Here is a 19,375-nt window from a genome sequence, read left to right on the forward strand (position 1 = left end):
GCGCCGCCAGGGCGACGCAGGCGCCGGCCGGCATCAATACTTGCGGTTGGGGAATTCCTTGGCGGCGACCTCGGCCGGGAACACGCTCTCTTCGGTCGTGATGCGCTTGGGGACTTCCTTGCCGGCCTTGATGTCCTTGGCGATCTGCATCAATTGCGGGCCCAGCAGCGGGCTGCACTCGACGGTGACATTGAGCTTGCCGGCCATCATCGCCTCGAAGGCGCCCTTGACGCCGTCGATCGAGATCACCAGGATATCCTTGCCCGGCTTCATGCCCGCTTCCTCGATGGCCTGGATGGCGCCGATGGCCATGTCGTCGTTATGCGCATAGAGCACATTGATCTTCTTGCCGTCGGCCTTCAGGAAGGCCTCCATCACTTCCTTGCCCTTGGCGCGGGTGAAGTCGCCGGTCTGGGAGCGGATGATCTTGAGGCGCGGATCGGCCTTGATCTGCTGCTCGAAGCCCGACTTGCGGTCGATGGCCGGGGCCGAGCCCACGGTGCCTTGCAGCTCGACGATATTGATATCCCCGGCCGGCAGCGTCTTGGCGCGCTCCAGCAGCCAGCGCGCCGCGCGCCGGCCTTCCTCGACGAAGTCCGAGCCGATGAAGGTCACGTACAGCGACTTGTCGCTGACGTTGACCGCGCGGTCGGTCAGGATCACCGGGATCTTGGCGGCACGGGCCTCGCGCAGCACGGTTTCCCAACCCGATTCGACCACCGGCGAGAAGGCGATCACATCGACCTTCTGGGCGATGAAGGAGCGGATCGCCTTGACCTGGTTCTCCTGCTTCTGCTGCGCATCGGCGAACTTCAGGTTGACCTTGGCGGCCTTGGCGGCTTCCTTGATCGAGACCGTGTTGGCGGTGCGCCATTCGCTCTCGGCGCCGACCTGCGAGAATCCCATGGTCAGCGGCTTGTCGGCCGCCAGCGCCGGCAAGCCCATGCCGGTCGCGCCCAGGCCGATGCAGATGGCAGCGCCCAGCAGCGCCCGTCTCTTGGTGTTCATTGTCGTCTCCGTTGTCTGGAAATCGTGCGATTTCCTTGTTATGTGCGGGTTGAAATGACCGCCACGCGCCGCGATGAGCTTTGGACTTGTTGATATGCGGCAGGTGGTCGATCCCAAATCGTAGGGGCCAGACACGGTCCCCGATTCGCGGCTCCCATATTAGGAGAGCGCCAAAACGTCATCCAATGAATTTTTGCGGGTATCCGATACCGATTCGCACATCTCGGCCGGCAGGACAAGCCCGGCGTGCAGACAAACAATTTTGATATCGTTTGCAATCTTTTTTTCATTATTCCGCATCGCAGGCCAATGTTAGGATCAGCCTGTTTTTCGTCACGGTGCCGATGCGCGCCAGTCCCAAGGGGGCTTCGCAGCTGGGCGCACAGGCACATCTGCCCACCGTGCAGCACGCCATCACATACGAGACATATGCCTTCCCGAGCGATTGACACACCCCGTGCAGGCTCCCGGGCGCTGCCGAAGATTCATACATTGCAAGCGGGCCGCCAGCGCCTGCGCGTCACCCCCGAACGCGGCGGCAGCATCGCCGCCTGGGACTGGCAACGCGGCAACCAATGGCTTCCGCTGTTTCGCCCTGCCGACCTGGAGCGGACCGACCTGTACAGCACCGCCTGCTTCCCGCTGGTGCCCTGGTCCAATCGCATCACCGGTGGCGGCTTCGAGGTCGGCCAGTCACGCTACCCGGTGGCCCCCAATCGCGCCGGCGAAGCCTATCCGATCCACGGCGATGGCTGGCTGCAGGCCTGGAGCGTGAGCAGCCTGGGTGAAGACCGGATGGCGCTGGAACTGAGCTCGGACCGTTTCGCCGGCAATCCCTACACCTATCGCGCGCGCCAGTTGCTGACGCTGCGCGAGAACGCGCTGGAGATCGAGCTGCGGGTATGCAATGAAGGATCGCAGACGATGCCCTTCGGGCTCGGGCTGCATCCTTATTTCTTGCATGACGCCAACACCCGCCTGCAGTTCCGTTCGCGCGGCGTATGGCTCTCGGGCGACGATCCCATTCCCACCGGTTTCAGTCGCAAGCTGCCCGATACCTGGGACTACAACCGCCCGGCCGCGCTCGACGGCCCGCTGGTAGACAACTGCTACGAGGGCTGGGATGGCCTGGCCATGATCGTCGACCCGACTCGTTGCCTGCGGCTGCAGATGCACACCACCGATCGCAGCGGTTACTCGCTGCTGTACCGTCCACCCGGCCTGGGCTATTTCTGCCTGGAGCCGATCACCCATCCGATCGATGCCTTCCACCTGCCCAACCGCCCGGGACTGATCGACCTGGCGCCAGGCGAAGACATGGTCTTGCTCACCCGTTTCGGCGTGAGCGATCTGTAGAGCAAGCAATGACCGTCAAAGAGCAAGACGATTGCGCGTTGATCGCGCTGGACTGGGGCACTTCCTCGCTGCGCTGCTATCGCTTCGATGCGGCCGGCACGGTGCTGGAGCGACGTGCGCATCCATGGGGCATCATGCAGTTGCCCGCCACCGAAGGCGCGGCACGGCAACCGCACCTGGCCTTCCAGGCCGCGCTGCAGGCTGCCTGCGGCGACTGGCTGGCGGAGGCCCCCGACGCGCCGCTGATCGCAGCCGGCATGGTCGGCAGCAATCAGGGCTGGCAGGAAGCGGCCTACCTGACGGTGCCGCTGGCGCCGGAACGCATCGCCCGCAAATTGCTGGCCGTCGATACCGGACTGGGGCGCACGCTGCATATCGTGCCGGGCCTGCTGCAGATGTCGACGCTGCCCAATGTGATGCGCGGCGAGGAAACCCAGATCATCGGCGCCCTGCGCCAGTGGCGCGATGACGAATTGCTGGTCGGCCTGCCCGGTACCCATTCCAAATGGGTGCGGGTGACCAATGGCCGCATCGTGCACTTCGATACCTTCATGACCGGCGAGGTGTACGCCGCCCTGAGCGCCCACACCATCCTGGGCCGCACCATGCAGGCGGCCGACACGCCCGACGACGGCGCCTTCATGCGCGGCGCGCGCGTGGCGCAAAGCCTGGACGGCCAGGCTGGCGTGCTGTCCAACATCTTCAGCTGCCGGACCCTGGGATTGACCGGCGAACTGGCGCCCCGGGCCCAGGCCGACTACCTGTCGGGTCTATTGATCGGGCACGAACTGAACGCACTCAAGCAACTGGCGTTGCAACAACCGCAGCGTATCGGCCTCATTGGCGATGCCGGCCTGTGCCGTCGTTACCGCCTGGTGCTGGAGCTTTATGGCATGGGCCCGGTCAGCGAAGCGGCGGCCGCCACCGAGATCGGGCTATGGAGCCTGGCACAACATGCGGGGCTGGTCGCCTGACCCCGCCAAAGGAACACATGACTACCCCCCCTACCCCCTTGCACGACGCACTTGCGCGCACCGGCATGATCGCCATCCTGCGCGGCGTACGCCCGACCGAAGTCGAAGCCATCGGCGCGGCACTCTATGAGAGCGGCTTTCGCGTGATCGAGGTACCGCTCAATTCACCGCAACCGCTCGACAGCATTGCCACCCTGCGCCGCAGCCTGCCGGCCGACTGCATCGTCGGTGCCGGCACCGTGCTGCAGCCACAGCAGGTGGACCAGGTGGCGTCGGTGGGCGGCCAGCTGATCGTCATGCCGCACAGCGATGCGGCCGTGATCGGCGCGGCCAAGCGCGCCGGCCTGTATTGCGCGCCGGGCGTCGCCACCGTCACCGAAGCGTTCGCGGCACTGGCCGCCGGCGCCGACGTGCTCAAGATGTTCCCGGCCGAGCAACTGGGTCCGACCGTGGTCAAGGCCTGGCGCGCGGTGATCGCCCCCGGCATCGCCCTGCTGCCGGTCGGCGGCATCACGCCGCAGGGCATGGCGGTGTTCCGCCAGGCGGGCGCCAGCGGCTTCGGCCTCGGCTCGGCCCTGTATACCCCCGGCCTGTCGGCCGATGAGGTGCGCCAGCGTGCGCAAGCTTTCGTGGCCGCCTGGGCGGCCTGATCCATCCTGACAAAAAACAACCAATGAAAATCACCAACATCACCACCTTCATCGTGCCGCCACGCTGGTGCTTCCTCAAGATCGAGACCGACGAAGGCATCGTCGGCTGGGGCGAGCCCATCGTCGAGGGTCGCGCCCACAGCGTGGCCGCGGCCGTCGAGGAACTGGCCGACTACCTGATCGGACGCGACCCGCGCAACATCGAAGACCACTGGACCGTGCTCTATCGTGGCGGCTTCTACCGGGGCGGCGCCATCCACATGAGCGCGCTGGCCGGCATCGACCAGGCCTTGTGGGATATCAAGGGCAAGTCGCTCGGCCAGCCGGTGCACCAACTGCTCGGTGGCGCGGTGCGCGACTCGATCCGTGTGTATTCGTGGATCGGCGGCGACCGGCCGGCCGACACTGCGGCGGCCGCCAGGAGCGCCGTGGCCCGTGGCTTTACCGCGGTCAAGATGAACGGCACCGAGGAACTGCAATTCATCGACAGCTTCGACAAGATCGAGCTGACGCTGGCCAACGTGCAGGCAGTACGCGAAGCGGTGGGACCCAACGTGGGCATCGGGGTCGACTTCCACGGCCGTGTGCACAAGCCCATGGCCAAGGCCCTGATCAAGGAACTCGAGCCCTACAAGCTGATGTTCATCGAAGAGCCGGTGCTGTCGGAGAACGCCGAAGCGCTGCGCGAAATCGCCCACATCACGGCCACCCCGATTGCGCTGGGCGAACGCCTTTACTCGCGCTGGGATTTCAAGCGCATCCTGTCCGAAGGCTACGTCGACATCATCCAGCCCGATGTGTCGCATGCCGGCGGCATCACCGAGACCCGCAAGATCGCCGCCATGGCCGAGGCCTACGACGTGGCCGTCGCCCTGCACTGCCCGCTGGGCCCGATCGCGCTGGCCTCGTGCCTGCAGGTGGACGCCGGTGCCTACAACGCCTTCATCCAGGAGCAGAGCCTGGGCATCCACTACAACGAAAGCAACGACCTGCTCGACTACATCACCGACCAGGGCGTGTTTGCCTACGAGGACGGCTATGTGAAGATCCCGCAAGGTCCGGGGCTGGGCATCGAGATCAACGAGCAGTACGTGCGCCAGCGCGCCGAGGTGGGCCATCGCTGGCGCAATCCGATCTGGCGCCACAAGGATGGCAGTTTCGCCGAGTGGTAAGCGCGCGCGGCCTGGTCCTGCCCGGGCCGGGCCCCTTGGGCTGTCCGGCGTGATCGCACGACAGGCTGCGGCGCGCAGCGCTGCACACCGGCGGCGAACGTGGCACACTGCCGCCTCCCCTTTTCATGCGCCCCGCTCCATGCCCCACCAGCCCGCCTGCTTCACCCCCACCGATACCCGGCTGCGCCGCGCCACCTGGACCACCATGGCCCAGTTCTTCGTCAACGGCGCCACCTTCGCCACCTGGGGCGTACTGATCCCATCGGTGAAGGATCGATTCTCGCTGTCCGACGCCTGGTTGTCGGTGGCGATGCTGGCCGTAGCCGGCGGCGCCTTGCTGAGCATGGGCCGTTGCGGCAAGTGGCTGGCCAAGGTCGGCAGCGCGCGCGGCCTGCGCCTGGCTGGCATGCTGTACGCCGCTGCCCTGCTGGCCATCCCGCTGATGCCGGTGTTCCCGCTGCTGGTGCTTCTACTGCTGGTGTTCGGCACAGCCATGGCCGCTTTCGACGTCGCCATGAGTGTGCAGGCGGCGCTGGTGGAGAACGCCCGCACCAAGCCCATCATGTCGACCTTGCACGCCATGTTCAGCATCGGCGGCATCGCCGGGGCGGCCCTGGGCGCCGTACCCGGCCTGTCGCCGCTGGCGCATGCCATCGTGGTCGCCGGGCTCACGCTGGCCGTGGCCCTGTGGGGTGGCCGCCACCTGTTGCCCGATGCCTTGCCGCACGACACGCAGCAGCACACCGACGGCGACCGCCACGCGCGGCGCATGGTGCTGGTGCTGGGTTGCGTGGCCTTCATGGCGTTGGTGTGCGAAGGCGGCATGTACGACTGGGCCGCCGTCTACATGCGCGATGTGGCCCAGTCGCCAGCGGCGTGGGTCAGCTACAGCTACGCCGCATTCTCGACCGGCATGGCGCTGGGTCGCCTGTTCGGCGACGGCATCCGCTCCCGGCTGGGCGGCCTGCGCACCCTCACCGCCAGCGCCACGCTGGGCGCCCTCGGCATCGCCGCTGCCGCGGCGTTGCCGGCGCCGGCCACCACCATCGCCGGCCTGTTGCTGGCCGGCCTGGGCATGGCCAACCTGATGCCGATCTACTTCCTGGCGGCGGCCCGGGTGCCGGGCATGAACGCGGCCGAAAGCATCGCCGCCGTGGCGCGCTTTGCCTACGTCGGCATGCTGGTCGGCCCGGTCATGATCGGCGGCGTGGCCGACCATGCCGGCCTGCGTCTCGGTTTCGTGGGCGTGGCGCTGGTGATGACGACCATCGCGTTGTTCGGTGCGCGTCCGGTGCGCCGCTTCATCTAGGCGCCGCCGGCGGGGGAACTAACCCAGGGTGCATCGCACCTACCGCCTAGTTCATTGAGGAGGAATTCGCATGCACAACTTCAGCCGCAGGGATTTTGTCCACACCTGGCTGGCCGCCTGCACGCTGGCCGCACTGCCGGGCGGAGCCTCGGCCGCCGCCGTGGCCAGCGCGCCGGAACACTTCAAGCTGGCGCCCCACGACTGGGTGCCCAACAACCCGAACCTGCCGGTATTGCACTACCGCAACGTGTTCGACGCCGGCGATATCGCCGCCCGCATGGAAGACCTGTTCGCCACCAACGGCTGGCCGGCGCAGTGGCGCGACGGCGTCTACGACTACCACCACTACCACTCTACCGCGCACGAGGTACTGGGCATTGCCGCCGGCAGCGCCAGCCTGATGCTGGGCGGCCCGGGCGGACGCACGGTCGACGTCAAGCGCGGCGACGTGGTGGTGCTGCCGGCCGGCACCGGGCATTGCCGGGTCGCGGCCAGCGCCGACTTCCTGGTGGTCGGTGGTTATCCGGCAGGGCAGCGATGGGACGTCGTCACCAGGGCGCCGGACCAGGCCATGCTGGAGCGCATACGCACGCTGCCGTTTCCGGACCGCGACCCGGTGCGTGGCGCGTCCGCACCGCTGATGCAACTCTGGCCGCGCGACGAACACTCATCTGGCAAGTAGACCCGGGATGCGTCTTAGCCACCCACCCAGGCCGTGGCGTTAATCGCTACAATGGGGCGCCACGCGCCAAGCGATGGTTCAACCGGAAAGAAACCGCATGAAAAAAGTAAAGCTGCGTAACGCCGCAGAAATAGCCCAGGCGCGCAGCGCCGGACAACTCGCCGCTGAAGTGCTGCAAGTGGTGGCCGAGCATGTCAAGGCCGGTGTCACCACCGACGAACTGGATCGCATCTGCCAGGACCACATCGTCAAGGTACAAAAGGCCACACCCGCCAATATCGGCTATCACGGCTTTCCCAAGACCATCTGCGCCTCGGTCAACGAAGTGATCTGCCACGGCATCCCGTCGCGCCAGAAACTGAAGAATGGCGACATCGTCAACATCGACGTGGCGGTCATCAAGGACGGCTGGTACGGCGACTGCAGCCGCATGTACACGGTCGGCCCGGTATCGTCGCAGGCAAGAAAGCTGGTCGACACCACCTATGAAGCCATGTGCGCCGGCATTCGCACGGTGCGCCCGGGCGCCACCCTGGGCGACATCGGCCATGCGATCCAGTCGGTCGCGCACCGCGACGGCTTTTCGGTGGTACGCGAATATTGCGGCCACGGCATCGGCACCGTCTATCACGACGAACCGCAGGTATTGCATTACGGCCTGGCCGGCACCGGCCTGCCGCTGCGCGAAGGCATGATCTTCACCATCGAACCGATGCTCAACGCCGGCAAGCGCCACAGCCAGCAACTCGACGATGGCTGGACGGTAGTGACCGCCGACGGCTCGTTGTCGGCGCAATGGGAACACATGGTGGTGGTGACGGCCAACGGCTACGAGATCCTGACGCCGTGGCCCGAAGGCTTCGGCGACTATCCGCCCATCGCCACCAGCAACTGATCAGGCCGACAGGCTGGTGCGACGCAGTTCTTCATCGGCTGCCAGCTGCTGCATGCTGCCCTGGTAGCGCAGCTGGCCGTTATCGAGCACGTAGGCGCGGTCGCTGACCAGTTCGGCGAAACGCAGGTTCTGCTCGGACAGCAGGATGGCCATGCCCTCGCGCTTGAGGGTGGTGATCATGTTGGCCATCTGCTCCACGATCAGCGGTGCGACACCCTCGGACGGCTCGTCCAGCAACACCATGTGGGGGTTGCCCATCAGCGTGCGCGCCACGGTCAGCATCTGCTGCTCGCCGCCGCTCATCTGCCCGCCCGGGCGATGCGGCATCTCCCCCAGGTTGGGAAACAACGCAAACAGCTTTTCGGGAGTCCAGGTGACGGCGCCCGGACGGGCCGGCTGGCGCCCCACTTCCAGGTTCTGCAGCACGGTCAGGTCGGTGAAGACGCGCCGGTCTTCCGGCACGAAGCCCAGGCCCAGGCGCGATCGCTGGAAGGGCTGGGCATGGCTGATATCGTGACCCCGGAACTCGACCCGGCCGATGGTGCCGGGCAGCATGCCCATGATGGCCTTCATGGTGGTCGACTTGCCGGCGCCATTGCGCCCCATCAAGGCCACCACCTCGCCACGGGCCAGCTCCAGGTCGAGATCGAACAGGATATGGGCGCGGCCATAGAAAGCATTTAGCCCGCTGACCTTCAGCACGGTCTCGGCGGGACCTTGCGCGTTGATGCTCACAACCGGATCCTTGGTAACTTTAAGAGGTGACGAAGGCCGCACTATAACGCAACCGCAGGGCCCTTCGCAGCGCGCCGCCACTGCCACAGGGCGATGCCGATATGACGCCACAGCAATATCGTGATCAGCAGGCCGGCCAGCGCTTCGGCCCAGACCGCGTGACGCACTCCCAACCAGATGATCCACACCCCTTCCCAGCCAAACGACAGGACCAGGGCCAGTACGTCGCCCAGCGACGGTGAACGGGATGTCAAGGCGGGCAAGTCCATGGAAGCCTCTCGGGAGCAAGTGCCCGGAGTCCGGGCCCCGGCATGCCGGACAACGGCAGCTTGCCGGAGCGGGCGCCGGTCGGATGCAATATGTAACAACTGTAAGCGATAGTTTTCATAAAGCAAACTTCGAGAATCTATTGCTAATGTTGAGGTCTACATTCCGTCGCATTTCGAATGCGCCGACATCATCAACCATTCGATCAAGAGCCAATCATGAAAGCCATTCACAAGATCACCGTCGTCACCGTTACCGTCTGCGCCCTGGCCGCAATGAGCGGCTGCAGCAACATGAGCCGACGCGACAAGAACACTGCCATCGGCGCCACCATCGGTGCGGTAGGCGGTGCCATCCTGACCGGCGGCAGCGGCATCGGTACTGCCGGTGGTGCTGCCGTGGGCGGGGTGATCGGGCACCAGGTGGGCCGCTGATGGCTGGCGCTGGCCATCACCGCTGACCATGGCCGCCTACTGGCGCGCCGCCAGCAGTAGCGCACCAGCGCCGATGAAGAAACCGCCGGTGATCTTGTTCAGGCGCGCCACGCCGCGCGAGGTGCGGATGACGTGCCGGATCTGCCGTCCGCAGGCCGAGTACACGGCACTGGACACGAACTCCGCTCCCAGGTAGATCGAGCCCAGCACCAGGAACTGGTGCGCCGCCGGCCTGGACGCATCGATGAACTGCGGGAAGATCGCCGCAAACAGCATGATGGCCTTGGGGTTGGTGATGCCCAGCAGGAACTCCTGCAGCGCCAGCGCCCAGGCGCTCCTGGGCACATCCTGGGTCTGCATTGCGCCATCGGCCAGTGCCAGGCCCTGGAACTCGCGGCTGCGCCAGGCGCGCCAGCCCAGGTAGAACAGATACACCGCCCCCACCCACTTGACCGCCGTGAAGGCCGTCTCGGATGCCAGCAGCATCGCCCCCAGGCCGACCGCCGAGATGGTCAGGAAGATCGCAAAGGCGGTCACGCGGCCGAAGGTGGCCAGCAGCGCCATGCCGATACCCCGGCGCAGGCCGTTGTTGAGTGCGCAGAAGTTATTGGGGCCGGGGACCAGGGCCAGCATGATGGCGACGGGTATGAATAACAGGGCATCCATGGGCAGGCTCTCGCGGAAGACCGAAAGAGCTAGATTCTACGCCGATGCCGCGCGAAGAACGCCAGCATCAACCTGCTCGCGTCCGGCCCCTTGGCGTTGTATGAAAATGCCTCGTCACCGCCGCTCCAGGCGTGCCCCAGCCCCTGGATCTGCACCGACCTGACCACCACTGCCGCCCCATCCTTGAAATCGGCCACATGCATGGCGCGCTTGCGTGGCCAGGCCGACGACGCCCGGCCGAAGTACTTGGTCGCCAGCGGCGCGACCAGCAGTGGGCCGGCATGATGCAGCGTGGTGAACTGCTGCACCAGCTGCACCTGGTTGACCAGGCGCACGACATCGTCGTCGATACCGCCGATGACGATCGCCGGCATGGGTGGAAACGCGGGGTCGGCAGCCAGCAACGCCCGTATTGGCGCCATCGCGCTGGTGCTGCCATGCTGCATCAGGCCGTAGGCGCCGACTGCCGTGCGCGGCGCGGCCAGGACCGGCCCCGAGTGCATGCCTACCGCTGCCACCAGGCGTGGATGGGTCAGCGCCAGCAACTGCGCCATCGCGGCCCCGGCCGACATGCCGCACGCATAGATGCGCTGCCGGTCGATACCATGCCGCGCGACGACTTTCTCGATCATGTCGGCGATCGTCTCGATATCGCCACCGCCGCGCTGGGTGGCGGCGTCGTACCACTTCCAGCAGCGATGAGGATGGCTGCGCAGCGACTGCTCGGGATACAGCACGGCGTAGCCCTTGGCGGCCGCCGCCCGGTTCATGCCGGTGCCGGCCGCGAAATCGGCGGCGTCCTGCCCGCAGCCATGCAGCATCACCACCAGCGGCGGCCCCGCACGCCCCGTAACCGCGTCGGGCACGAACAGCCGGTAGCGCATGCGGCGCACCGCCAGACCCTGGGTGACATGAATGCCGGCAGTCCAGGCGCCAGCCACGCCGGTGCCGCGTGCGGCAACGGCAGGCTGCGCCGGCCTGGAAGTGGAAACCCGACGGGTACGGGTCGGCGCCGGGGTCTTGCGCAAGTCCTTCAATGCCCGACCGACCTGTTTCATCTGAGATCGACCGGCTTTTCGCAGGGACCTCAGCCATCGCTTGTTGAGCTTGCCGAACATGTTCGTTGCCCGTGAAAAGCAGATGGGGATGGGACCCTGGGCGAAGCACTCGGTTCAGCCGGCCTGCCGCCTCGATGCCATCTTCGCCCAGCTAGAGGGATACATGCCGCGTCACCACATGCACCGGGTCGCACGGAATCGCGCCCGACGAGAACTGGAAAAACCCAATCGGTGGCAACACCAGCTGGTCGCTGCAGGACCTGTCGCCGGTCACGGCATAGTGCAGGGCCTGCGCCGTGAAAGGCGCAAACATGCCCTCGGTCATGACCACGATGCCATCGTAGCGGTCGGCGGGATCGCACAAGTGGTCCGCCAGCACGCAGAACATGTCGACGTCGCTCGCACGGTGCGCATCCGCACTGCCGGCGGTGGTCGCCGTAGCCGGATCGTAGGGCGTGGCCAGGTCGGCGCGATGATTGACGCAGATCAGCGAGACCTCGGCCTTGATGTCGACCAAGATGCCCGACACCATCGAGCGCAGTACCGCCAGGTCGGATCTGGTCACGCAACCGGATGCATCGAAGATCAGCAAGACGTGCGGCGTGGCATGGGCGTGGCGCTGTCGCGCCGCATCGGAATTGACCGTGTGCTGGATAAAATGATGAATGCTCGTTCTTGTGGCGTCAGGCATGGCCCCCTCGGCTTTGTTTGATCATGCGCCAGGCACCGCCCCCGCGGCCACGCCCGTACGCACTGCTTGCTTGCCCTGTGTGATGCCGCACGACAATACCAGCCAGACGTTGCCATATTGCATCTGCTGGTGCCTCGCCCGGTCATCTACGTTTTCCGACCTGTCCGGCTAACTTAGTCAATATTGTCAAAAAAGCCAATCAGGATTTTCCTGCTGATCATTTTCCTGCGCATGCAGTACATTAGAGCCGCCACGCCCATGTCGAACCCTCAGTGCTTCCCAAATGAATCCACTCAAACGAATCAGCGTCAGCGAGTTGCGCATCGGCATGTATTTCTGCGGCTTCGATGGGCCGTGGATCGACACCCCGTTCTGGCGCAATAAATTCCTGCTCAAGCGGGCTACGGAGGTGATCGAGGCCCAGGCGGCGGGTGTCGAATTCTGCTGGATCGACCCGGCCCTGGGGCAGGACGTGGGCACGACGCCGGCAGCGTCCGAGCCCGATGGACAAGACCCGGCTCCTGCGGCGGCCACACCCGAGGAGCAATTCGAGACCGAACTGCGCGAAGCGATGCGCATCTTTGCCGAGGCCAAGAGCGCCACCCTGGTGATGTTCAAGCACGCGCGCCTGGGCCGAGCCCTTGATATCGACCGCTGCCAGCACCTGGTGGAAGAGATCACGGCGTCGCTGGCGCGCGATTCGAATGCGTTTCTCGGCGTGGTCAGGCTCAAGCGCGCCGACGAATACACCTACCTGCACTCGATCGCGGTATGCACGATGATGGTGGCACTGGGGCGCACCCTGGGCATGGACGACGTCGCCTGCAAGGAAGCCGGGCTGGCGGGCTACCTGCACGACGTGGGCAAGGCCTTCATTCCGCTGGATATCCTCAATAAGCCCGACAAGCTGACCGACCAGGAATACCGCATCATCCAGCGCCATCCCAGCCTGGGCTATGAATATCTGAGAAGTTCGTCCAGCGTGCCTGACTACGCCGCCGATGTCTGCCTGCACCATCACGAGAAGGTCGATGGCACCGGCTACCCCAACAAGCAGCGGGGCGCCCAGATCTCGGTCTACTCGCGCATGGCCGCGATCTGCGACGTATATGACGCGGTGACCTCCGAACGCCCTTACAAGGCCGGCTGGGACCCGGCCGAGTCGGTCGCCAAGATGGCTACCTGGAGCGGGCACTTCGATCGCTCGATCTACCTGGCCTTCGTCAAGACGCTCGGCATCTATCCGATCGGCTCGATCGTCAAGCTGCACTCCGGACGCACCGCGCTGGTGATCCGCCAGAACCAGCAGAACCTGACCAAGCCGGTGGTCAAGGCCTTCACCACCACGCAGTCGATGGATGTCGCCGAAAGCGAGATCATCGACCTGTCCGATGGCAGCCAACCCGATTTCATCGTCGAGCGCAGCGGCCAGGACTGGCTCAAACCCCAGGGGTTGATCGAGGAACACCTGAGCGGATTGGACGGTTCTGCCGACGGCGTGCCCAAGGCACAGGCCTGAGGCATCAAGGGAGCGCCTTGGATACGCTGCCAAGGCAGCTACCCGGTGCGAACGGGAATGGATTTTTTTCGATCGGCCAAGACCGTTCGGACTGAGTAGGTCCGCAGGACGGTATCGAAGCCGCAGCGCCGTCACGCCCGGACGATATCGGGCCTGTAGCTCGATCAGGTGCTTGGGCCAGCGCCAGCTGTGGAGGCATCACGCGAGAGGCGCTTCATGATCTCCAGCACATGGGCTTCATCGTGCCCTGCACGCAGCAGCGTCACCTGTTCCAACGCGTCCTGCATGGACATGCGGTCGTCCTTGCGCATGTTGCGCTGTCCGTCCATTCCCTGGTACATCAGTCGCGCGGCCAATTGCCACAGAGGGGTTTCGCGGGCATCGGCGGGATGACGGATGTTGGCTTCGACATCCTGCTCGTCGGCATCGATCAGGTTGGGCATCACATTGACTTTCGACTCACCGCTCTTGCGGAACATCGGTTCGCCGCCGCCGATCGCCTCGCTCAGGCTTGCCACCAGGCCGAACATGTCACTTCTGTGATCGACCACATCGCCTTGGTCCTCGTTGGCCTCGGGCGGCGCATAACGCCTCGTGGAACCCGTGACCACCTCGTTTTCCCGGGTCCATAGTCCCAGGTCGTAGAAAATCGGCTCGCCACTCCTCTCGTCGACGATGAAGTTGGCTGGCTTCATGTCACTGATGCAGACCGAGGCACGGCGGCAATGGTCGATCACCGAAAGACCTCGGTGCAGAAGCAATGCCAGCACTTGCTCGGACTCGGATGCGGATATCTTCTGCTGCTGTCTGGCCTGTTTCAATGCCCCCAGGAAGCGGTCACCGACACCGCCTGGCACGGCCATGAAAAGTAGTCCGGAAACATTGTTGGTGCGGGCCTCGCCCAGCGCGACCATCAGGTTCGGATGCAATCCGGCTTCAGCGATGATGGTTCTGTACCCCTCCAGTTCATGATGTGCAGTCTGCCAGCCATCGCCGTGGGGCACCTTCAACGCCAGCCCGGCATGCGCGGAAGCACCGTCCGTCACCTGGCGCAACGGCGTCGACAGGAACCGCACAGCGCCGTGCTCGCCAGCTTTTTCCCTGACCGCGCTGTCGGGTTGCACGCTGGCGAAGTCGCCGTTCTTGAGCAGCGTCAGCGGAGAACCCGCACCCCATTTCAGTCCATCCGGCCTGGGGTTCATGAACCACCCCTGCTGCGCCAACTCCTGGATGACGAGGTCGCCCACCCGCTCGGTCATCCTGCTCTCGTCGGCGTCAGCCTGGTCTTTTTCGTCGCCGGACAGCTTCTGGCTCGACAGCGCCTGATACCCCGCTTGGTCCATGGCTTCCTGCCAATGATGCTGGAACGTCTCCTCGACCTGCGCGAAAGTCATCACCGATGGCCAGGACTGCAACAGCTGCTGGCGTGCCTGCCGATGTTGCTGCAGGTAGTCGACGGCCTTTTTCTCGATGTCGTCGAGCGCTTTGATGTATTGCTCCAGTGAAGTGGGTTCCAGTGGACCAAGGTCCGCCGAGCGCACTGATGTGGTGGGCGACGGATGGCTCGCGCTCCCTGCCTGTGGGCTGCCGCGCAGGGAGTCGCGTAGCTGCGTGGCCATGGCTCCGTGCCGATCAGGACTGGGTTCGCGCCTGCTCATCGGCGGCGGTTGCGGCGCCGGCTGCGGTGAGTTGACAGGTTGTTCGTTGGCAGCGCCGGTATAGAAGGCGCCGGCCTGGGCATTGATGGGTTCGGATTTCATGATTTCTCTTGGCTGTCGGCAACGGGCGCGCAACAGGCAGCGCCGGGATAGGGATGAGTGGCTGGTGCCGCGGCCGGGTTCCGGCGCGACATGCCCCGGTTCGGTGCGGCACGCACCATCCTTGCAGACAACTGCGGTACGCATGCAACTATCTGGTGCGTATTTCCACAGATGCAGGCCGATGCACCGAAGCGCGCATAGTCCGGCTATCCCCGCCGGCACCACGCAAGCACTTCGGCAGCCATCTCTTATGCCACTACTCACAGAGAGACGCAGACATGCCTACCAATCCATTAGCTGCCGGATCAACTCATGCCCATAGCACCGGCTGGGGCGTCACCGACGACCGATCCGGCGTACGCCACGAGAAAAGCCGTGCCGAACAGACCAGCAGCATGGTCAACCAGCCCTACACGCCGGTGCAACGCATGAAGCCGCGCACCGCAGAGCAAACCACCGCGCATCTTCTCATCAAACCCGACGCCGTCACCCAGAACCTGAAATCGATGCGCGAAAAGATCAAGGAGATGAAAAATCCATCCGGTCCGAAGAAGCACAGCCTGCAAAGCAATGTCCAGCGCGCCCTCGCCACGGTGCTCGCCGTGCCAGATGCTGGCGACGTGACCGGCAACATGCAAAAGGCGCTGGCGACCAAAATGGCGCCCAAGAAACTGGTGAAGAAGAGCCTGCAGGTTCCGGATCCGACCCCGGCCTACTCGGCCACGCCACAAAATGAAGCACTGCTCAGCTTGCATCGCAACCTCAAGGATGTGCGCCACATGACCAAGGGCGTGGCAGATATGATCGCCCTGTTCAAGCAAGCGCAGGACGACGGCAACGCAATGCGCCGTAATGCCAAGCTGCCGGCGGACCAGCGCAAATATCGTGACGCGTTGCTCGCCGCACACGGCCAGGATCCGGACGGGCCGCGCCAGATGTTGCAAGAAGCGTCCAGGAAATGCGACGAAATTGCTGCTGAAATCAAGAAAACCGAGCGACAGATCGAGGTATTGGTTATCGAGAGTGAAGAAGACGGGGCGCCGCCCGCCACCTCGCCTGCTGGCGCAAAGCTGGCCGCCAAGATCAGCGCTCACCGGGCGTTGCTGGATGGACTGAAAAACTCGCTCCAGGAACCGAAGATGCAGCGCGAGGTCTCCATCGGCGTGGTAGCGACGCTCACCCGCAATCCTCCCACCATCGAACTCGAAAAGCTCCAGGAAGAACTGGTCGGATTCGAGGGACAGTGCAAGGACAAGATCGCAAATGCCGAACAGGCGCTGCAACAGGCACACAAGGCCGAAATCGACAAGTTGTTCGAGCAGTTGCCGTTGCTGGACCACTTCGCCGACAAGGACGCGGTGCGCGCGTTCATCCGCGAGGGCCTGGGCGAGGTCAAGCTCGACGGCACCTATGACGTGACCGGCAAGGAGACACCGCCACCGATGGTGATGCAGGTATTCATGCGCGCATTGGCAGGAATTACCGACCGTATCCCTGGGCGCCCCCTCGACAGCAACCGGTTGGACCGGGCCATGTTGGAGGCCGTCCACAACGAAATCAAATCGTTGACCGGAGGCGTCGCCATGTACGAACAGATCATCGGTGAGAAGATCGCGGCAGGTACGCCGCGCATCGCTCATCGTGTCGATGCCCTGGCACAATCCAATCTCGAGCGTCTCAAGGCAGCCAATGTTTCTGCGGAGCCGCAAGCGCGCCAGAAAGTGCTGAGCAAGGCCAGTGAGGCGGCGCGCAAGCTATCTGGTGGCAAGGGCAAGGTGACATTGGACCAGCTGGGCGAAAACGAGCGTGCCAGCTTCCGGGCCGTGCGCAACGACTTCTTCACCAGCAAGGACACACACACCGGCATCGATCGCAACATGCAGGCATGCAACGACTATCTGGTCAAACTGCAGACTGAAATGATCGACAATACCAAGACCAAGGGCAAGGGCGTCGCACGAGCACTGAAGGACGCCATCACCGTGCTGAGCGACAAGACGCCATTGGGCGAGAAAGCGCTCGACCTCGCATCGCTCACCTCTACGCTCGGCTATGACGACGAATCGCGCCCGCAAGCGCGACTCGATCTCAGCCTCAAAGCAGCCACCGACCACATCAGGAGCCTGGTGTCGGACGAGGCACTCGACGAAGTGGCGGAAAACGAAACCTCCGACAAGGCGTTAGCCAGCCTGGGCAAATCGGTGGCCAGCATCGCTGCGGCTAGTCTGCCAGCCGATCAGTTATTGCGCCTGGCAGGCATCGTGACGGCCGAAAAGATCGCCAAGAGGTCGGTCGAAAAACTGCGCCCCGGGCACGTCACACTGGAAGCCAAGGACACCAATGCCTTCAAGACCGAGCTGGATAAACTGCGCAGGTTGCACAAGCCTGGCGAAGGCACGATCGATGATGCTGCCGTCGACGCGTTCATTCGCGACCATGGTAGCCGAGTCGCCAATCCCTATGCACTAGTCGACCTGGTCGACGCCTTGCAGCCGCATATTCCCGCGACCAAACAGGATGGTGAAGACAACAAAGTGCGCCAGCAGCTGTTGACCGAAATCAATGTCATCCGCCACCTGGTCTCCGCCGAAGCGATCACCAGCATCAAGTCGCCCAAGGATCTATACCTGTTCCTCGACATCATGCTGCACCAGCTCGAACTGCGCGGCAAGCTCAAGATGAGCGGCGGAGGCAACGTCGGCGTCAGCAGCAAGTCGCTGACCTGGCCGCTGGACCTCGACCAGGGCACGCTGTCGTTGGTGCTGCCGATTCGTCCGGTGAGCGGAGGTAACAAGATACGATGCGCCGTATTCGAATTCGGCTTCAGCACCTACGCCATGGAAATGCTGGTCGGCAGCGAAAACCGCCGTATCTACAATGCGGGGGCAGGCGCCGGGGTGCGGGTCGGCTTCCCTCCCTTTTTGAGCTCTGGCGGCGGCGTCGACCGCAATATCACCTACGAACGCTCCGACACCAAGGGCCTTTGGATGCGGGTTCCACGCGGCAAGGAAGACAATACTGCACGCTCGGAAATGCGCAAGGCCTTGCAAACACTGCTGGGCGTCGATGAACACGGCGACCCGGTCGATGGCGCAAACCATCTACTTGGCCATCTCAGCGACGAGGACGGAACAGTGCTCATGCCGAAGTTGATGGGAAAGTTGCTGGCCGAGAACGAGAACCTGTCGCTCAGCGCCATCGGCACCATGCGCGAAGAAAGCACGCGCCACGAAAGCACCCCGAATGCGTCGTTGCTGACTATCGCCGGCGGCAGCGGCGACGATGCCTCGCGCATACAGGTGGGCGCCGCCGGCGTACGCTCCGACCGCCGTACCAAGAGCTTCCGGCAGGAGGACAAGACCGGGTTCCTGAAAGTGACCCGTGCCAACAACTTCAGCGGTGGCAGCGTATGGGAACAGGAAAGCATCTTCGCCATAAATGGTCTCTATGATGTATCGCAGGAATCCAATGTCAGTGAAAACATGGGTGCGTTGAACCGGCAGAAACAACACCAAGAGAAAGGCGTCGATGTCAAGATGCGTCACATCGAAGTGGACGGCGAAACACATGCCGTCAACACGCGCATCGATATCGAGGACACGAACTTCGATAATCATGCCAAGCGCGTCGAAGGACTCAAGCACGATATCGTTGGACTGGGCGTTGAACAGCTCTTCGCTGGCGACAAGAATGCACCCGGGGCCTATGAACAGCATTACGTAGCAGCAGACATGCTTAATCAGCGCCTGGAACAATCGGGAGATAAATCCGCATCCAATTCGCGCCATGTCCATGCGATCAGCTTTCGCATGGAAGACTCGGCAGCACGTCGCAAGGATGCCTTCAATGCCATGACCGAGCTGGAACGACGTTACGGTTTCAACTCCCAGGCCGAGTACTACAAGCGCCAGGGCAACGATGTCCTCCAGCATCCGCAAGCGACCAAGCCATGGAAGGTCACCACCAGCGAGCGCACCTCCGAAAACCGCCAGTTGGGCTGGTCCACCGGCGTGACCGTCGCCGGTCTGTGGAAAACCGAAGGGCAACGCGGCACCAGCAGTTTTCCGAAGTAAAGTCCCGCCCGCACCAGCCTCACCCAACACCGACCCGGCTTGCATAGCCGGGTTTTTTTCGTCTGGCCCATCGCGCGGCGGCGTCGGGCGAACCCATGTTTGACGCGCCGCCGCATTCACGTTACG

17 protein-coding genes are annotated in these 19,375 nt (G+C 64.1%); 10 read left to right on the forward strand and 7 right to left on the reverse strand.

Annotated features, from left to right (window positions below; translation table 11 throughout):
- Positions 1-33: 33 nt before the first annotated feature.
- A complete protein-coding gene (locus PMI40_RS08180; RefSeq protein ID WP_008114022.1) occupies positions 34-1,008 on the reverse strand; it encodes an ABC transporter substrate-binding protein in 975 nt (324 codons plus the stop codon).
- A 429-nt stretch (positions 1,009-1,437) separates the two neighbouring features.
- On the opposite strand from PMI40_RS08180, the gene PMI40_RS08185 reads away from it, so the two are divergent.
- The 7 genes from PMI40_RS08185 (at position 1,438) to map (ending at position 8,046) form a co-directional block, all read left to right on the forward strand.
- Positions 1,438-2,364: an aldose 1-epimerase gene (locus PMI40_RS08185; protein WP_008114023.1), complete on the forward strand. Its 927-nt coding sequence runs from the start codon at positions 1,438-1,440 to the stop codon at positions 2,362-2,364.
- A gap of 8 nt (positions 2,365-2,372) precedes the next feature.
- Positions 2,373-3,338 (forward strand): 2-dehydro-3-deoxygalactonokinase, encoded by a 966-nt coding sequence (locus PMI40_RS08190; RefSeq protein WP_008114024.1) that lies wholly within the window; start codon positions 2,373-2,375, stop codon positions 3,336-3,338.
- Between the two features lie 17 nt (positions 3,339-3,355).
- Positions 3,356-3,988 carry a 2-dehydro-3-deoxy-6-phosphogalactonate aldolase gene (locus PMI40_RS08195; protein ID WP_008114025.1) on the forward strand — a complete coding sequence of 211 codons (633 nt, stop codon included), beginning with the start codon at positions 3,356-3,358 and terminating at the stop codon, positions 3,986-3,988.
- 23 nt (positions 3,989-4,011) lie between these two features.
- A complete protein-coding gene (dgoD, locus tag PMI40_RS08200; protein WP_008114026.1) occupies positions 4,012-5,160 on the forward strand; it encodes a galactonate dehydratase in 1,149 nt (382 codons plus the stop codon).
- Between the two features lie 139 nt (positions 5,161-5,299).
- Complete coding sequence (locus tag PMI40_RS08205; RefSeq protein ID WP_008114028.1) at positions 5,300-6,469, forward strand: MFS transporter; 1,170 nt, start codon at positions 5,300-5,302, stop codon at positions 6,467-6,469.
- Between the two features lie 70 nt (positions 6,470-6,539).
- Positions 6,540-7,151 (forward strand): cupin domain-containing protein, encoded by a 612-nt coding sequence (locus PMI40_RS08210; RefSeq protein WP_008114030.1) that lies wholly within the window; start codon positions 6,540-6,542, stop codon positions 7,149-7,151.
- Between the two features lie 97 nt (positions 7,152-7,248).
- A complete protein-coding gene (map, locus tag PMI40_RS08215) occupies positions 7,249-8,046 on the forward strand; it encodes a type I methionyl aminopeptidase (RefSeq protein ID WP_008114031.1) in 798 nt (265 codons plus the stop codon).
- Here the strand turns inward: map and PMI40_RS08220 are convergent, their stop codons facing one another.
- Both PMI40_RS08220 and PMI40_RS08225 read right to left on the reverse strand, forming a co-directional pair.
- Positions 8,047-8,781, reverse strand: coding sequence for an ABC transporter ATP-binding protein (locus tag PMI40_RS08220; RefSeq protein ID WP_008114033.1), 735 nt, complete (start codon positions 8,779-8,781; stop codon positions 8,047-8,049).
- 41 nt (positions 8,782-8,822) lie between these two features.
- Complete coding sequence (locus PMI40_RS08225) at positions 8,823-9,050, reverse strand: hypothetical protein (protein WP_008114034.1); 228 nt, start codon at positions 9,048-9,050, stop codon at positions 8,823-8,825.
- 216 nt (positions 9,051-9,266) lie between these two features.
- Here PMI40_RS08225 and PMI40_RS08230 point away from each other — a divergent pair, with 216 nt between their 5' ends.
- Positions 9,267-9,482, forward strand: coding sequence for an osmotically-inducible lipoprotein OsmB (locus PMI40_RS08230; RefSeq protein WP_008114036.1), 216 nt, complete (start codon positions 9,267-9,269; stop codon positions 9,480-9,482).
- A gap of 36 nt (positions 9,483-9,518) precedes the next feature.
- Here PMI40_RS08230 and PMI40_RS08235 read toward each other — a convergent pair whose 3' ends face one another.
- From PMI40_RS08235 to PMI40_RS08245, 3 genes are all read right to left on the reverse strand, one after another.
- Positions 9,519-10,148, reverse strand: a complete 630-nt coding sequence (locus tag PMI40_RS08235) for a LysE family translocator (RefSeq protein ID WP_008114038.1) — start codon at positions 10,146-10,148, stop codon at positions 9,519-9,521.
- Between the two features lie 29 nt (positions 10,149-10,177).
- A complete protein-coding gene (locus PMI40_RS08240) occupies positions 10,178-11,206 on the reverse strand; it encodes a PHB depolymerase family esterase (protein ID WP_238540917.1) in 1,029 nt (342 codons plus the stop codon).
- A 151-nt stretch (positions 11,207-11,357) separates the two neighbouring features.
- On the reverse strand, positions 11,358-11,897 hold the full coding sequence (locus PMI40_RS08245; RefSeq protein ID WP_008114040.1) for a hypothetical protein: 540 nt from the start codon (positions 11,895-11,897) through the stop codon (positions 11,358-11,360).
- 283 nt (positions 11,898-12,180) lie between these two features.
- Between PMI40_RS08245 and PMI40_RS08250 the strand changes: the two genes are divergently transcribed.
- Entirely contained in the window at positions 12,181-13,416 is a 1,236-nt protein-coding gene (locus PMI40_RS08250) for an HD-GYP domain-containing protein (RefSeq protein ID WP_008114042.1), read from the forward strand.
- A gap of 164 nt (positions 13,417-13,580) precedes the next feature.
- Here the strand turns inward: PMI40_RS08250 and PMI40_RS08255 are convergent, their stop codons facing one another.
- A complete protein-coding gene (locus PMI40_RS08255; RefSeq protein WP_008114043.1) occupies positions 13,581-15,176 on the reverse strand; it encodes a protein kinase in 1,596 nt (531 codons plus the stop codon).
- A gap of 278 nt (positions 15,177-15,454) precedes the next feature.
- Here PMI40_RS08255 and PMI40_RS08260 point away from each other — a divergent pair, with 278 nt between their 5' ends.
- Complete coding sequence (locus PMI40_RS08260) at positions 15,455-19,249, forward strand: hypothetical protein (protein WP_008114045.1); 3,795 nt, start codon at positions 15,455-15,457, stop codon at positions 19,247-19,249.
- Positions 19,250-19,375: the final 126 nt, after the last annotated feature.

It is taken from the genome of Herbaspirillum sp. YR522 (assembly GCF_000282575.1).
In the GTDB taxonomy this organism is placed as follows: Bacteria; Pseudomonadota; Gammaproteobacteria; order Burkholderiales; family Burkholderiaceae_D; genus Herbaspirillum.

Excerpts from the sequence above, each read along its gene's own strand:
- PMI40_RS08225 (WP_008114034.1), bottom strand. The coding sequence starts at position 9,050 with ATGGACTTGCCCGCCTTGACATCCCGTTCACCGTCGCTGGGCGACGTA.
- PMI40_RS08255 (WP_008114043.1), bottom strand. The coding sequence starts at position 15,176 with ATGAAATCCGAACCCATCAATGCCCAGGCCGGCGCCTTCTATACCGGC.
- PMI40_RS08190 (WP_008114024.1), top strand. The coding sequence starts at position 2,373 with ATGACCGTCAAAGAGCAAGACGATTGCGCGTTGATCGCGCTGGACTGG.
- PMI40_RS08180 (WP_008114022.1), bottom strand. The coding sequence starts at position 1,008 with ATGAACACCAAGAGACGGGCGCTGCTGGGCGCTGCCATCTGCATCGGC.
- PMI40_RS08260 (WP_008114045.1), top strand. The coding sequence starts at position 15,455 with ATGCCTACCAATCCATTAGCTGCCGGATCAACTCATGCCCATAGCACC.
- PMI40_RS08230 (WP_008114036.1), top strand. The coding sequence starts at position 9,267 with ATGAAAGCCATTCACAAGATCACCGTCGTCACCGTTACCGTCTGCGCC.
- PMI40_RS08245 (WP_008114040.1), bottom strand. The coding sequence starts at position 11,897 with ATGCCTGACGCCACAAGAACGAGCATTCATCATTTTATCCAGCACACG.
- PMI40_RS08240 (WP_238540917.1), bottom strand. The coding sequence starts at position 11,206 with ATGAAACAGGTCGGTCGGGCATTGAAGGACTTGCGCAAGACCCCGGCG.
- PMI40_RS08195 (WP_008114025.1), top strand. The coding sequence starts at position 3,356 with ATGACTACCCCCCCTACCCCCTTGCACGACGCACTTGCGCGCACCGGC.
- PMI40_RS08250 (WP_008114042.1), top strand. The coding sequence starts at position 12,181 with ATGAATCCACTCAAACGAATCAGCGTCAGCGAGTTGCGCATCGGCATG.
- PMI40_RS08235 (WP_008114038.1), bottom strand. The coding sequence starts at position 10,148 with ATGGATGCCCTGTTATTCATACCCGTCGCCATCATGCTGGCCCTGGTC.
- PMI40_RS08205 (WP_008114028.1), top strand. The coding sequence starts at position 5,300 with ATGCCCCACCAGCCCGCCTGCTTCACCCCCACCGATACCCGGCTGCGC.
- PMI40_RS08185 (WP_008114023.1), top strand. The coding sequence starts at position 1,438 with ATGCCTTCCCGAGCGATTGACACACCCCGTGCAGGCTCCCGGGCGCTG.
- map (WP_008114031.1), top strand. The coding sequence starts at position 7,249 with ATGAAAAAAGTAAAGCTGCGTAACGCCGCAGAAATAGCCCAGGCGCGC.
- dgoD (WP_008114026.1), top strand. The coding sequence starts at position 4,012 with ATGAAAATCACCAACATCACCACCTTCATCGTGCCGCCACGCTGGTGC.
- PMI40_RS08210 (WP_008114030.1), top strand. The coding sequence starts at position 6,540 with ATGCACAACTTCAGCCGCAGGGATTTTGTCCACACCTGGCTGGCCGCC.